Here is a 13,610-nt window from a genome sequence, read left to right as displayed (position 1 = left end):
TAAACGTAATGTAGAAGGATTTAAGTTATCATCTATTGCAGTAATGGTAACGCTACTCGTGCCATGTACAGGATATGCGTTACCTGCTGCTGGGTTTTCAGATCGCCCTCAGCTATTGTGACAACGTCACTAACATCAACATTCTCACCATCTTCAATATTGATAACAATTGTACCGTTAGCAGTATCACCATCATCATCTGTTGCAGTAATACCTAAATTTAGATTTATTATATCGTCTGCATCCTGGTCAAGTGGACCAGTGGCTTGAACGGTATAAGATCCATCGGTCTGAACCTCAACAGTTAAAACTGGTTCGCCATTAATATCTGTTACAATTACTACATTACCATCAACGGTATATTCTGTAGGTTCACCATTGCTCGTTAACCCTTCTAATGAGGGTTGGTTTGGATCAAACGTAATAGTGGCAATTTCATCACTACCAAGATCCAATGGTACTTGGCCATCTACAATTAAATCACGGTCATCAGTTTCATTGATCGTGGTGCCTGAGTCGGTACCAAATTGTTCATTGGCACCATCATTAACATCAATTTCGATATTAATCGGTTCTTTGATTTCATTACCATTGATATCCATCCCCGATACTGGGAATTCAATATGAATATCATCCCCTTGATTACTCACTATACCTGTGGTGTCACCTGAAATATGATCGATAGGTTGATTAACCGTTGTGGTAATAGAAACGGTTACATCACCGTTGGGTAGGGCAACGAAATCAACATCAAATGAAACGACTGGTTCACCATCTTGCATACCCGTGAAAGTATTGGTTTCCGCATCGTAAATACAACAGGTTCACCACCTGATGTGATCTCAGAATTTAATTCACCAAGTAAAGAATCTACGCTTTCTTCGGGATATAAAACGAATTTGGATCAAGAGCATAGGTACCTTTTTCAACTACAACCGAAGCTATACTTTCAGTTGGGTAACCACCACCACTGTCTAAATCACCTTCTGTAACTTCAACGGCAAGGTTTCACCACCGTCAGCAATAAGAACGCCTCGTTCATCTTCTTCATCACGGTATTCACGTTCAAAACCTTTAGTATCGTATCCGCGTGAGTTAAAACAGCGTCATAATTGTAGTCAATCGATACAAAGAGTTATTAGCGGTGTCGCCCGCGCCCTCACCTGCTGCTGGTGCTTCTGCTTCTTGAGTTGGATCTTGTCCTGCCAAAATACTTTGCTGAATAGCGGCAATATCATCAGTTTGATTTGATTGAGAACCTTGTTCATCCGAATTTACAGGGTTCATAATATCTTGACTAGGATCTTGCAGGTTCATTACCGAGCGTTGGATATTCGCAATATCCGATTCAGTAAAATTCGCATTTTGTGCATTTTCAGCGTTAATTTGAACTTGTGGTCCCAATGTAGTCGCCACAGGCCCAGTTGCATTTGGTACAATAGATACGGCCGATTGAGTATTATGGATGTGTACTTGTTGTCCTTGTCCAGAGACAGTTGCGTTTGCCTCTGGAGTCACCAATAAAACCTCATCAGACTTCAACTGATAATTTCCTGTAACCAATACAGCTCCCTGACCAGCTTTAATGACAAAAACTGAACCACTTTCAACGTTAACATTGGTGACATTTGAAGAAGGGATATTATTTTCCATAGATAACTCAATCTGTTAGTTGATTGTTTCCTTAAAACCAGGATAAGCCAATCTTATATTTATAGGAATTTAATCTTAAAGCAGCAATAAACAAGCTTAAAAGTAAGAACACCTCTATATTTATATCACAATAGAGGTTAAACAATAGTTCTGCTAGATAGAAATAAAACGATTGTAATTATACCACTAACAATCGTTTTATTCACTGTTTTAACCAATCCAAACATCATGTAGGTAATGTAGGACATAACAGTCTATACCCAATTAACTTGAAGTTGCAGATTTCAAAACCTGAAAATTGTCGTTAATTCGAGTTGTCAGTGAGCCTGCAACTTTGGGCAAAGTCACATCAAAAAATCGATTTATTGCATCCTTAAAGGATGCTTTTGTCGGGAAGTAAACATTATTTCTGGCATGCTCATGCATGACCTTCCACAGTCGTTCTATTGGATTCAAATTTGGACTGTAAGGGGGCAAATAATGCAGTTCGATATTGAGCATCCGAGCAAAATCTTTTACCAGCTGACTTCGGTGATAACCGGCACCATCGAGAATTACATGAATCTTTTGCTCTAATGGATAATGAGCTTTTTTCAGTTTCCAAAAGAAACGGGCAATACTTTCACTATCAATCGTTTCATAACTTTCGGTCACTGTCGTAGATATATCCGTTAGATTCAGTGCACCGACAAAGTTTAATCGTGTACGGCTACCGGTCGTTTCAATTACTTTATCTTCACCTTTGCGGATCCAACCGTAAGTGATTTTAGTCGCTTGGCTTGGATGCACTGCATCCATAAATAAAATCGGTTCATTGAGTTGCTTCAGCTCTTGATAATGCTGAATAAAAGCTTCTTGAGCTTCAGGATTAAGTTTGTGTGGAACACCTTTAGGTTGCTTATAGGAAAAGCCATTATGGTGTAACCATTTATTCATTCCAGCGACAGTGTAAGTGACTTGGAATTGATTCTGGACGTACTCAACAATCTGGTGAGTATGAAAGGTATTTTCAGCAAGATGCTCAATTAATGCCATCGTTTCATCGGCATTGAGTTTACTTTGTGAGCCACCATTTTCGGGTTTTAATTTTTCAGACTGTAAATAGTCATTGATATGACGAGTCACCGTCGTTTGATGAATTCGCAATGCTTGCGAAATCATAGAAACAGACCAACCTTCAGAAGCAAGCACGACAGCTTTGATACGATCACATACTCGACGGTCACGAGATGAATCGTGCATCCGTTCAAGTTGTTTTTCGTAAGTGTTCACCAAACCCTATTGACATAAAACTGTGACCTCTAGCACTTGATCCTTTAGGTATTGAGTGATCATTTTGAGCTTCATCATAGTTATATGACTAGAAAAAGCTCCTAAATACCAAGACGCACCACCTAAAGTCTCTGATCTGAATGAGGCTAAGGTGCTTATTGATGAGCTGTGGGAGCAGCTCAGGCACTATGAAGATAAGCTTACCACTAGCTCCAAAACTCTTCAAAATCGCCCTCATCAGACAGTCCTAAAGATCGCCATGAGCGAAAAAGATGAAAGCTCTGGTGGTCGCAATTCGAGAGGAGCTAAAAAGGCCACACAGGGCATCAACGAAAACTTTCCCCGTTAAAGACACGGATATCATTATTGATTGCTTCCCTGATAGTTGTCCTTGTTGCGAACAGTCTGACATTGATGTTCATGACGGCCCTTACTACCGACACCAAGTCTTTGATATTCCCAAGCCCACTGTCGATATCACCGAATACCGTTTATTTTCAGGTCAATGTCGGCATTGCAAAGCCGTCAAAGCTCAAAAGCCTGACGATGCATCACAAGGGATTATAGGGCCTAACTTATTAAGTTACATTGGGGTTCTTGCGGGGCAATATCACCTCAGTGTTCGAAAAATCAATCTCTTCTCAAAGAACAGCTTGGCACAACCTTTTCAGTTGGCGCGATCAGCGCTCAAACGAAAGTCGCTTCAATGCTAACGCCATTACATCAAGCGATAAAACAAGCATTAAAGAGCGCCTTTGATTCATGCTGACGAGACCTCTCATCACAGAAATGATGAACAAAGCCTTCGCTGGTGTTGGTTAGTGGCAAGTGATGACCTTCTATGAGCAAATACTTTATTCGCGCTCGACCTCATCAGCGAAAAGGTCATTGATGAAGACTATGCAGGCATTGTGGTCAGCGACCAGTGCCTAGCTATAACTGGATAGCCGCAGACCGTCATCAGTTATGTTGGGCACATGTGAAGCGTAACCTTCAGCAAATGGCGGATTATAGTGGCGGTGGCCACACCGCTTATATTGGCAGAACATCTTTGTTTGCTGACGAACGCCATTTTCCATACTCGGCATCGTTATGAACAAGATGAGTTAAATTATGCGCTATACTTACGAAGAATGCGTAGGTTGCAGAAATCGTTCGATCATTGGTTGAGCAAAGGGACTGATGTCATGGTCAAGCGATATCGGGGGCGATGCAAGTTACTGCTCAAACATAGAGAGAGCTTGTGGGTTTTCCTCAAGAAAGTGTCAATCCTTAACCAATAATGAAGCTGAGCGATGTATTAGAGGTTTTGTAATCCAAAGGAAAATCAGCTTCGGAACGACCTCGGATGCAGGCGATAAATTCCGCAGTAGGATACATACCCTCATCGAAACCTGCAAAAACGTGGCTTGTCGGCAATGTCAGTGTTGAGTGAGATCATCACGGCTGTTGTGGCGAAGAGACCGTACCCCAACATCTTTGATCTATAGGCTGTTCCCCGTTAATATCGAGTCAAGTTACCTTGGTGAACGATTACGTTTTTTTTTGGTTGGAAAGTTCTATTTTCATGTTTGGTAGCATGATCCTGTTCAAGGATAAAATCAAGCATCTTCAATGATCACGGGTATATAATCATTAATATATTCGCAACTGTGAATATAGGTGACTTAAAACATTATTTCTATATAATATAAATTAAAAGATGTCATCATTTATCGCAGTGATTATTCTTACAAAGTTGATGATAAAATAGTTCATCACTAACGCATGACTAACACAACACTATCTATTGGGTAATAAGCTTCGCTTGCTCTTGGTAATTCAATGAAAAAAAAACTCACCACCGAACAACTAGACTTCGTCGATGATAAGTCATCAGCATTAATGCTAAGCACCACTTATACGACCAAAATCATGCTCTGGACAATCGTGGCTTTTTTTATTATCGCGATCATTTGGGCATCTCTGACTAAGCTTGATAAAGTAACGACAGGAACGGCTAAAGTTATTCCATCCACTCAGATGCAAGTGATACAAAACCTTGAGGGTGGTATTGTTAAACAAGTGCTTGTTCGTGAAGGCCAACCGGTTAAAAAAGGCCAACGTCTACTTTTAATTGATGACACACAAGCGCGCTCTGACTTTCAAGGCAAAGCTTCTGATATTGCCAATATGCAAGCCGACCAATTTCGTCTAAAAGCACAAATTTCTGCCGTAAAAATTGATACGAAAAAAGCGAAGCAAACCAGTAATTGGGAAGATAGCGTTATTGTAGATGAGTCAATTCTTCCTATGTTCGATGAAGATTTTGCAAAAAAGCACCCAATATTGGTTACTCGTCAGTTAAGTGAATATCAAGGTAACGTGTCTAACCTTGAGAACCAATTGTCAGTTGCAAGACAACAGGTCACACAAAAACAACGTGAACTAGATGAAAACCGCTCACGTTATAGAAGCCTACAAAGTAGTTATAATGTGGCAAGTCACGAATTTAATATAACAGAGCCATTAGCAAAAGATGGCGTGGTCCCCGAAATTGAATTGTTAAAATTACGTCGTCAGTTGATTGATACTCGTCGTGATTTGACTTCAACCAAAAATGCAGATCGGTTGCTGAATCTGCAGTCCATGAAGCGATATTAAAATACTTAGACATTGCTCTAAAGTATCGTAGTGATAATCAAAACGAATTAAATAAGGTCAGTGCACAATTATCTAGCCAAAGTGAATCTCAAGTTGGATTACAAGATAAAGTAAACCGCACCGTCGTTACCTCACCTGTTACCGGCACTATTCAAAAAATTTATATCAATACTATCGGTGGAGTTATCCAGCCTGGTATGGATTTAATCGAGATTGTACCAACAGAAGATACCTTACTCATTGAAGCGAAAATTGCCCCTCAAGATATCGGTTTCTTACACCCTGGATTACCAGCATTAATTAAATTTACCGCCTACAACTTCTCTACCTACGGTGGCCTTGAAGGTACGGTTGAAACAATCAGTGCAGACACGATTCAAGATGACGAAGGTAATAGCTTCTACCAGGTTAAAATTCGAACCAATGAAAGTGCTTTAACCAATAAAGACGGAGCATCCTTACCAATTATTCCTGGTATGACTGCCTCGGCCGATATTATTACCGGCAAACGCACCGTAATGGGCTACCTATTAAAACCGGTTCTCAAAGCCACCAATTCTGCACTAAGAGAACAATAAGCATCATCAAGTCATTATAACGATTTCTGCAAGTTGGTTTTCAGTCGAAAAAATCAGTTTATCTCTCTTGGTCTATTACCATAATTATTTAATGAGAAATGATATGACATTGTACAAACAGCTATTAACTTGGAGTATGGGGATTTTTATCACTATATCCGTAGTTTTATTTGCCCTTGAATTCCATCACACGCGTAACGACTTAATCGAACAACAAACGGTTCGCTTCGATGACACATTAAATGCTGCCACTTTTGCTCTTTCACCTTATCTACAAGGTGACGACTTAGAAGAAGAAGCTCAAACTATTATCAAGAAAATATTTGATAATCATAACTATCAATCGACAACTCTGATATCAATTACATCGAGTGAAGCCATTAAGCTCAATTTCAAAGAACCCAAAAATTCTATACCTAGTTGGTTTATGACATTATCGAATATTAAACCTATCCAGAAAACGGTACAAATCAGCTCTAACTGGCAACCATTAGCCAATCTAAAAGTAATCAATCGCCCTACCTTTGTTTATGAAAAGCTGTGGAATAACACTAAATCTATTCTTTTTTGCTCTAACATTTTGTGGCGTGATTCTGATTGTAGGATTATCGATAGTATTCCGTCGAATTTTAGTACCGTTACAGATTATCCAAGTTAGCGCTCAAAATCTTGCTAACAATAAATTTGATGAAGTATTGGAAACCTCTAAATATAACCAAGCAACTGCGTACACACTTTTTGAACAACAATCAGAAGAAGCAAACAAACTACGTGTTCGTGCGTACCAAGATCCAGTATCAGGATTGGCTAATCGCAAATACATGATGACTCAACTTAAATCTTGGATTGAAAGCGGGTCAACAGGTGGTATTGCCTTCTCAAGGTCGATCAACTTGATGACGTGTATGAAAAGAAGGATATATCCAAGGTGATGAACTGACTCGTAGCTTTGCTGCATCATTAATGGAAATTTCTTCAGATGGAGTTCAATATTGCTCGTTTAAACAATTCTGAGTTTATGCTATTAGCTCCAAACATATCAGATGAAGATATGCTTGAGTTGGGTCGCGCTATGCTTAACCGTGTCGCCGAATTACAAAACGATCCATGATATTGCCCCACTTCAAGCTGCTGTTGCTTTAATTATGAAACAAACTGACGATATTTCAGATCCTTGCTCGCGCTGATAACGGCTTTAGTACAAGCTCAGCAATCGCGAAGAACCAATGTTCTTGGTTCTTGCAGACAGTGATGAAAGCCAACCAAACTTTGGTAAACAACAATGGAAAGCCATCGTAGATGAAGCCATTGCTAATAAAATTTATTTTCAACTACCAGAAAGCTATCGACAGCAATAATCAAATGCTCCACCAAGAAGTATTGCTGCTATACAAAAAGACGACACTCGCTATTCAGCAGGTAGCTTTTGAATGCCCTTGAAAGCCTAGATAAAGGCCAAGACTTTGATATGTACATCATCGACGCAGTATTTGAGCAAGTCGTCGATATATACGATCCGAAATATCCAATTGCAGTTAACTTAACTCAAAGCAGTGTTAATGATACTGGCTTTATGCGCTGGTTAAGCCAAAATGGAAAGCAATCCTGAATATGCCAACCGCATATTGTTTGAGATTCCTGAAATTTGCTTTTATTAAGCAGCCAGAATAACACCAAACTACTGTGTAACATCATTACTTCACATAAATACAGTTTTGGTATCGATAACTTTGGTCATAACTTTGGTTCGATTGACTATCTCAATGCCTACCGCCCTGCTTATGTCAAATTGATTTTTTACTACTACTCAAATAGATGATAACGAAAAAGCAGATGTTGTTTTCTCCATTGCACGTACTGCCGCCAACTTATCAATCACCACTATTGCTTCTCGTAGAAACAATAGAACAGAAAAACAAACTGATCGAACTTGAACTTGGTGGTTTCCAAGGTTTTGTTACTGAGCAAATTAATAATGTTACTGAAGGTCAGGCATAATAAATACCATAAAAGATCCGCTATTAAATTCGCTCGATTATATCAGTCGTTATTACGGCCAAGCCAATTCACCTGACGCGCTCGTTGCAGGCTTACCACTCAAAGATGGTTTTACTAACTGTACATTTATTCCCCGCGCTGCAGCAACCGCGGGCTTAAATGCTAAGCTTGAAGAGTTGCCACTTAATGATTTACCACCACTACTTTTACCGAGTTGCATTGCTTAAAAATGGTGACGCATGCGTTATCTTGTCTGTCGATTACGAGAAGAACGAAGCTGAAGTAATCTTGTCGCAAAATGATGACAACACTCAAGAATGGGTTCGTTTAGAAGAACTTAATAAACAATACACAGGCCAACTATTTTTGGTTAAAAGAGCTTCGTTACGATGAAAGGTCCCCTGAAGTTCTGAAAACAACGATGGTCGTCATTGGTTCTGGAGCACGCTGTGGCAATCACGTAAAATTTACCGCGACGTATTCATTGCCTCGATCTTAATTAATATCTTTGCCATAAGTGCCCATTATTTTCACGCTTAGTATATGACAAAAAATTGTTCCCTATGGCCTATGACTCACTTTGGGTACTAGCTGTTGGTGTTTTATCATCTTCATTTTGATTTTATTTTAAAAATGATGCGTAGCTATTTCTTAGATGTGGCGGGAAAGAAATCGGATATTTTGATTTCTTCAAAAATCTTTAGTCATGTAATGGGTCGTCTAGAATCTAAGCCCCTTCCGTTGGTGCTTTTGCAAGACACATGCAAGAATTTGAATCAATCAGAGATTTCTTTACCTCTGCTAGTATTACCACTCCTAATTGATTGCCATTTGCTCTGTTATTTATGCTCGTAATTGCATTCATTGCAGGCCCATTATAGTTCCTTTAATTGGTGTGATTCTGATCAGTTACAGTTTTATTGTACAAAGCCATTAAGACGCACTATTGAAGAAGGTTCTCGCAGCTTCACAAAAACTCAAATCTTATTGAGAGCTTATCTGGTCTTGAAACATTAAAAATGTTTGGTGCTGAAAGTCAGTATCAATATCGTTGGGAAGAACATGGCAAAACTGGAGCTTAAAGTCTCGTCGTCACACAGATTCACTGCAAAAATACAGCGGGTTCGTTCAACAATTTTGAACGTAGCAATGATCGTTGTCGGTGTTTACTTAATAGGAAATGGCGACTAACCATGGGTGGTTTAATACAGCTACCATGCTAATGGACGCAGCAGCCCGATGATACAAGTAGCGATGCTATCAACTCGCTATAACCAAGCCAAAATCTGCGATGGGTATTATCGACAACTTAATGCAAATGCCAACTGAGCAAGAACCGGGCAAGCGTTATATCCACCGTCCTATTATCAAAGGTAAGATCCAATTTGATAATGTGAACTTCACCTACCCGAATGCAACCTCGCCTTCGTTAAGAAATATTAACCTGACAATTAATCCAGGTGAGCGCATTGGTATTATCGGTCGTATTGGTTCAGGTAAAACGACGTTAGAGCGTATCTTGATGGGATTATACCAACCAACCTCAGGTACCGTTTTAATTGATGATACAGATATTAAGCAGTTACATCAGATCGATATACGCCGTAATTTAGGTTGTGTACCGCAAGATATTACTCTGTTTTACGGTAGCATTCGTGACAACATTGCACTTGGACGCCCTCTTGCCAGTGATAAAGATATCATTCTTGCCGCTGAACGCGCTGGCGTAACAAGCTTTACACAAAAGGACAGCGCTGGTTTAGAAAAACAAATTGGCGAAGGTGGTGCCGCTTTATCTGGTGGTCAACGTCAAGCGATTGCCATTGCGTGCACTATTAGGTAAACCACCAGTAATGATCATGGATGAACCAACCAGTAGTATGGATAACCGTACGGAGATGTTCATCAAGCGCCAATTGCGTAACTTTAATAAAGGTGAAACTCTAATCTTAATTACGCATAAAACTGGCATGTTAGACTTAGTCGATCGTTTAATAGTCATGGAACAAGGCCAAATCATTGCCGACGGCCCTAGAGATAAAGTATTACAAGCACTTCGCTCTGGAAAGTCACAGAAATCAGCACCGACTGTTGCTAAAAAATCACCAACACTAGAGGCCAAAACAAGTGATGCTGCACCTTCTGCTTCCGAGCCAAAACCAAGCGAAGATCAGGCGCAAGCAGCAACTAGTACTGTTTCTAGACCAACATCAGCTACGGCGACCAAACAAACAACGACAACCAATAAGAAGAAATCTACCATTCAAACAAGGCCGATTTAACAAACATACAACTAATTTATTCGCATGATTTTGTCTAGACTGATATGATTTAAACAAAATCATGCGTTTAAATTTGTATATTTAACACCGTTTATCAGTTAAAGGGTATATTATTTTTCTAAATACCCTGTAATATCGTGTAAATCTAAATTTTGTCCGTTTTCGGCTTTATATACCCTTTCCTTAACGCTTAACTATCTAGCATGTTAAGAGGATGATGATGATAAAAACTCCAAAGATAAATAAATTAGCCATTTTCCTTGGTTGCCAATTAATCGCTCTGCCAACATACGCGCAATCTCTTGAACAAGCGATTGCCAATGCATTAGCAACAAACCCAAATATTCAATCAACCTACAATGAATTTATCAGCCAAAAAGAAACCAGCCGAGCCTCAACTGGTAAATATTTACCATCGGTCGATCTTGAAGCTGGTGTCGGCTATGAAGATTATGACAACAGTGCAGGTCTCAAGGCGAATACAACCCTCGCTACGCTCAAATCAGTATTCGTCAGTTAATCTGGGATGGCTCAAGCACTTATAACGATATAAAAGAACAAAAGCAGAAGCTGAATCTCAACGCTATCAATTACTCGCTGATGCCCAAGATATGGCATTATCCACTGCTGAAGCTTATATTGATGTCATTCAAGCCCAAGAGGTGGTTACCCTATCTCAAGCAAACCATGATGTTCACATGCGTATCTATCGTGATATCAAAAACGTACAGATTCAGGTTTAAGCTCAACGGCAGATCTCGTTCAGGTTGAGGGACGTGTTGCACAATACCAACTTACTTTCAGCTCAAAGTAACCTTAACGACAAAATTACAGCATTTGTAAGAATAGTTGGCTCTTACCCTCAAGATTTAAGAAAACCTAAAGTTGATGATACTTACATCGCTAAGTCGCTAAATGATGCGCTTGAGAAAGCCAAAGCCAATAACCCAACTATGTATTTGGCTTACCATGATGTGCAAGCCGCTCAATATCAATACGAACAAACCAAAGGCACTATGTTACCGACATTTACTGTCGAAGGCTCACAGAAATATGGTGATGAAATTGACGCATCTGATGGGGATACTGATGAGCTTAAAGTAATGCTTAAAATGAACTACAACCTGTACAACGGTGGTAGTGACGCAGCAGACAGTCGTTCAGCTGCCAGCCAAATCAACAAAGCGAAAAATATTCGAGATAACGCCTACCGCTTATTAGAAGAAAGCACCCGTTTATCATGGAGTGCTAAAGAACTGGCGGAATCACAAGAAAAGTTTCTTCAACAACACGTAGATTCTGCGGCAAAAACCATCATCGCTTATGAGAAGCAATACAAAATCGGTAAACGAACCTTATTGGACCTATTAAACACCGAAAATGAGTTATTTGAATCTCGTAAAGCTTATTTAAGCGCACACTATTCTGGTATTATTGCTGATTATCGCCTATTGAATTCAACAGGTCTGCTTCTGAATGAGTTACGTGTTGCCATCCCTGATGAATGGGCTCGTTCGTCTAAATAAGGAAATATTATGAAAGCATTAACTCTTTCTTTATTGGTTTTACTATTGGGTGCATGTTCAAACCTAGAATCTGATCCACCGCCAATCGCCTTTCATTCAAAAGATTTGAGCGATTCAGATAATGACGGTGTGATCAACGCGCGTGATTTATGTGCTAATACTCGTAAAAACGCCGTGATTGATAACAATGGTTGCCCTACTGTTGTCCATTCAGAAGAAGAAAATAAACTACACATTTTATTTGCTAACGATTCAACCGTGATTCCTGCCGCTTATGATAAGCACATTAAGAATATGAGTAGTTTCTTAGATAAATATCCACAAACTCATATTGTACTTAATGGTTATGCTAGCCCAGTTGGCCCGGCAGAGCACAACAAGTACCTCTCGATACATCGTGCAGCGAATGTCTATAAAGCCTTGGTTGCCGCAGGCGTCAGTCCTAAACGTATTGAAACCGTAGGTTACGGTGACAGCGATCCAATTCAAGCAACATCGAGAGAAGAAACTATGACATTAAGCCGTCGTGTTACTGCCTCAGTGGTAGGGATGGATAGCAGCGTAGTAGAAAGCTGGACTATCTATGATCAACGTAAAGACTAAGAGATCTTTTCTCTCTCTCGCTTACCGCCTATCTTTTCTTAATCTTGTTAATCATTTCAGTGAGAGCTTCGGCTCACTGCTGTTGAACAACAAATCATTACCTTCAGTCATGAGCATTTTGGACAACGTGCTGGTTTACGAATCAAAGCATGGCTAGATCTCACCCATAACTTACAGAATCACTCCCTCTCTCTACAATTATCCGAAGTGAATAACTTTTTTAATCAATTAGTGTTTATTGATGATATAAAGTTATAGGGTGAAGATGATTATTGGGCAACACCGGTGCAGTTTCTTAATGCTGGCGGTGGAGACTGTGAAGATTTTAGTATTGCCAAATATTATACCCTGCGAGAATTAGGGGTAGATGACGAGAAATTGCGCTTAATCTACGTAAAATCACTGACATTAAACCAATTTCATATGGTCGTTGCCTATTATGAAACGCCAAGTTCAATGCCTTTAATTTTAGATAATATTGATGGCGAAATAAAACCGGCCAGTCAAAGAAGCGATCTCGTTCCTGTCTATAGTTTTAACGCCACTAACTTATGGATCACAAAAGGAGGCGCAGCTGGAAGCCAATCAGTGCCGGCCGGTAATGTCTCCAATTTAAGTATGTGGCAAAAATTACGTAAGCGAAGTCAGCATGACACTCATCACCCTATTATAAACTTGGATCAATGATGCTATGAGTCTATATAATAAATTTCAAATTTGGTTATCGATAACCTTCTTAATATTGACGACATCGGTTTTTGGCTTACTACTCCACTCTAGCCATACTTACCTGAAGACTCAGCAAAAGATTGAGATGACGAACATGATCAGCGCATTGAATATTGCGCTAACTCCGTTCATTCATCAAAAAGATAAAGTGGGTTTAGAGTCCGTCATTAATGCCTCTTTTGATAGTGGCTTCTACGGTTCTATCACACTCAAAATAAATGATAGCAATACCCAAATTCAACGTAAGAATCTTAATCAAAATTCTGACTCACCTGAATGGTTTCAAAAATTGCGCCTTTGAAGAGCTAACAGAATCTCGCGTATTA

General features: G+C 39.6%; 14 protein-coding genes and 4 pseudogenes. 15 read left to right on the top strand and 3 right to left on the bottom strand.

Translation table 11 applies throughout. The annotated features are described in order from the left end of the window. Positions 1 to 32: 32 nt before the first annotated feature. The 3 genes from VRUMOI_RS14625 to VRUMOI_RS14615 form a co-directional block, all read right to left on the bottom strand. Complete coding sequence (locus VRUMOI_RS14625) at positions 33 to 782, bottom strand: hypothetical protein (protein ID WP_110410715.1); 750 nt, start codon at positions 780 to 782, stop codon at positions 33 to 35. Positions 783 to 1,095: 313 nt separating this feature from the next. Continuing rightward, positions 1,096 to 1,653: a hypothetical protein gene (locus tag VRUMOI_RS14620; RefSeq protein ID WP_110410714.1), complete on the bottom strand. Its 558-nt coding sequence runs from the start codon at positions 1,651 to 1,653 to the stop codon at positions 1,096 to 1,098. A gap of 264 nt (positions 1,654 to 1,917) precedes the next feature. Beyond that, positions 1,918 to 2,895, bottom strand: a complete 978-nt coding sequence (locus VRUMOI_RS14615) for an IS630 family transposase (protein WP_110410713.1) — start codon at positions 2,893 to 2,895, stop codon at positions 1,918 to 1,920. 181 nt (positions 2,896 to 3,076) lie between these two features. Here VRUMOI_RS14615 and VRUMOI_RS19775 point away from each other — a divergent pair, with 181 nt between their 5' ends. The 15 genes and pseudogenes from VRUMOI_RS19775 to VRUMOI_RS14570 all read left to right on the top strand — a co-directional run bounded on the left by VRUMOI_RS19775 (position 3,077) and on the right by VRUMOI_RS14570 (position 13,585). Next, positions 3,077 to 3,274 (top strand): hypothetical protein, encoded by a 198-nt coding sequence (locus VRUMOI_RS19775; protein WP_408646301.1) that lies wholly within the window; start codon positions 3,077 to 3,079, stop codon positions 3,272 to 3,274. Next, a complete protein-coding gene (locus tag VRUMOI_RS19770) occupies positions 3,198 to 3,638 on the top strand; it encodes a hypothetical protein (RefSeq protein ID WP_408646314.1) in 441 nt (146 codons plus the stop codon). The genes VRUMOI_RS19775 and VRUMOI_RS19770 overlap by 77 nt, the downstream gene beginning before the upstream one ends. 212 nt (positions 3,639 to 3,850) lie before the next feature. Next, a complete protein-coding gene (locus tag VRUMOI_RS19765; protein ID WP_408646300.1) occupies positions 3,851 to 4,021 on the top strand; it encodes a hypothetical protein in 171 nt (56 codons plus the stop codon). Between the two features lie 86 nt (positions 4,022 to 4,107). Continuing rightward, the gene (locus VRUMOI_RS19760; RefSeq protein ID WP_408646299.1) at positions 4,108 to 4,356 is read left to right on the top strand and encodes an IS66 family transposase; all 249 of its coding nucleotides are present in this window, start codon (positions 4,108 to 4,110) and stop codon (positions 4,354 to 4,356) included. A gap of 393 nt (positions 4,357 to 4,749) precedes the next feature. After that, positions 4,750 to 6,146 (top strand): annotated as a pseudogene (locus tag VRUMOI_RS14605) (HlyD family type I secretion periplasmic adaptor subunit). 103 nt (positions 6,147 to 6,249) lie between these two features. Further along, positions 6,250 to 6,804, top strand: coding sequence for a LapD/MoxY N-terminal periplasmic domain-containing protein (locus VRUMOI_RS14600; protein WP_162598424.1), 555 nt, complete (start codon positions 6,250 to 6,252; stop codon positions 6,802 to 6,804). Positions 6,805 to 7,125: 321 nt separating this feature from the next. Continuing rightward, complete coding sequence (locus VRUMOI_RS19650; RefSeq protein WP_269459994.1) at positions 7,126 to 7,257, top strand: nucleotidyl cyclase domain-containing protein; 132 nt, start codon at positions 7,126 to 7,128, stop codon at positions 7,255 to 7,257. 115 nt (positions 7,258 to 7,372) lie between these two features. Further along, entirely contained in the window at positions 7,373 to 7,504 is a 132-nt protein-coding gene (locus VRUMOI_RS19645; RefSeq protein ID WP_269459993.1) for a hypothetical protein, read from the top strand. A gap of 68 nt (positions 7,505 to 7,572) precedes the next feature. Continuing rightward, on the top strand, positions 7,573 to 7,755 hold the full coding sequence (locus VRUMOI_RS14595) for an EAL domain-containing protein (protein WP_110410711.1): 183 nt from the start codon (positions 7,573 to 7,575) through the stop codon (positions 7,753 to 7,755). 224 nt (positions 7,756 to 7,979) lie between these two features. Then, on the top strand, positions 7,980 to 8,144 hold the full coding sequence (locus tag VRUMOI_RS19265; protein ID WP_162598423.1) for a hypothetical protein: 165 nt from the start codon (positions 7,980 to 7,982) through the stop codon (positions 8,142 to 8,144). A gap of 8 nt (positions 8,145 to 8,152) precedes the next feature. Beyond that, a pseudogene (locus tag VRUMOI_RS14590) lies at positions 8,153 to 10,213 on the top strand (type I secretion system permease/ATPase); the annotation flags it as partial. A 433-nt stretch (positions 10,214 to 10,646) separates the two neighbouring features. Next, positions 10,647 to 11,952, top strand: a pseudogene (locus VRUMOI_RS14585) (TolC family outer membrane protein). A 9-nt stretch (positions 11,953 to 11,961) separates the two neighbouring features. Then, the gene (locus VRUMOI_RS14580) at positions 11,962 to 12,555 is read left to right on the top strand and encodes an OmpA family protein (RefSeq protein ID WP_089139926.1); all 594 of its coding nucleotides are present in this window, start codon (positions 11,962 to 11,964) and stop codon (positions 12,553 to 12,555) included. Positions 12,556 to 12,825: 270 nt separating this feature from the next. After that, positions 12,826 to 13,242, top strand: a pseudogene (locus tag VRUMOI_RS14575) (transglutaminase-like cysteine peptidase); the annotation flags it as partial. Positions 13,243 to 13,246: 4 nt separating this feature from the next. Next, positions 13,247 to 13,585 (top strand): LapD/MoxY N-terminal periplasmic domain-containing protein, encoded by a 339-nt coding sequence (locus VRUMOI_RS14570; protein ID WP_110410710.1) that lies wholly within the window; start codon positions 13,247 to 13,249, stop codon positions 13,583 to 13,585. The last annotated feature ends 25 nt before the right edge of the window (positions 13,586 to 13,610 follow it).

Origin of the sequence: Vibrio rumoiensis, from assembly GCF_002218045.2 — a bacterium.
GTDB lineage: Bacteria > Pseudomonadota > Gammaproteobacteria > Enterobacterales > Vibrionaceae > Vibrio > Vibrio rumoiensis.
This window is presented reverse-complemented; position numbering and strand designations above follow the sequence as displayed.

Excerpts from the sequence above, each read along its gene's own strand:
- VRUMOI_RS14625 (WP_110410715.1), bottom strand. The coding sequence starts at position 782 with ATGCAAGATGGTGAACCAGTCGTTTCATTTGATGTTGATTTCGTTGCC.
- VRUMOI_RS14620 (WP_110410714.1), bottom strand. The coding sequence starts at position 1,653 with ATGGAAAATAATATCCCTTCTTCAAATGTCACCAATGTTAACGTTGAA.
- VRUMOI_RS14615 (WP_110410713.1), bottom strand. The coding sequence starts at position 2,895 with ATGCACGATTCATCTCGTGACCGTCGAGTATGTGATCGTATCAAAGCT.
- VRUMOI_RS19770 (WP_408646314.1), top strand. The coding sequence starts at position 3,198 with ATGAAAGCTCTGGTGGTCGCAATTCGAGAGGAGCTAAAAAGGCCACAC.
- VRUMOI_RS19760 (WP_408646299.1), top strand. The coding sequence starts at position 4,108 with ATGTCATGGTCAAGCGATATCGGGGGCGATGCAAGTTACTGCTCAAAC.
- VRUMOI_RS14600 (WP_162598424.1), top strand. The coding sequence starts at position 6,250 with ATGACATTGTACAAACAGCTATTAACTTGGAGTATGGGGATTTTTATC.
- VRUMOI_RS19650 (WP_269459994.1), top strand. The coding sequence starts at position 7,126 with ATGGAGTTCAATATTGCTCGTTTAAACAATTCTGAGTTTATGCTATTA.
- VRUMOI_RS19645 (WP_269459993.1), top strand. The coding sequence starts at position 7,373 with ATGTTCTTGGTTCTTGCAGACAGTGATGAAAGCCAACCAAACTTTGGT.
- VRUMOI_RS19265 (WP_162598423.1), top strand. The coding sequence starts at position 7,980 with ATGTTGTTTTCTCCATTGCACGTACTGCCGCCAACTTATCAATCACCA.
- VRUMOI_RS14580 (WP_089139926.1), top strand. The coding sequence starts at position 11,962 with ATGAAAGCATTAACTCTTTCTTTATTGGTTTTACTATTGGGTGCATGT.
- VRUMOI_RS14570 (WP_110410710.1), top strand. The coding sequence starts at position 13,247 with ATGAGTCTATATAATAAATTTCAAATTTGGTTATCGATAACCTTCTTA.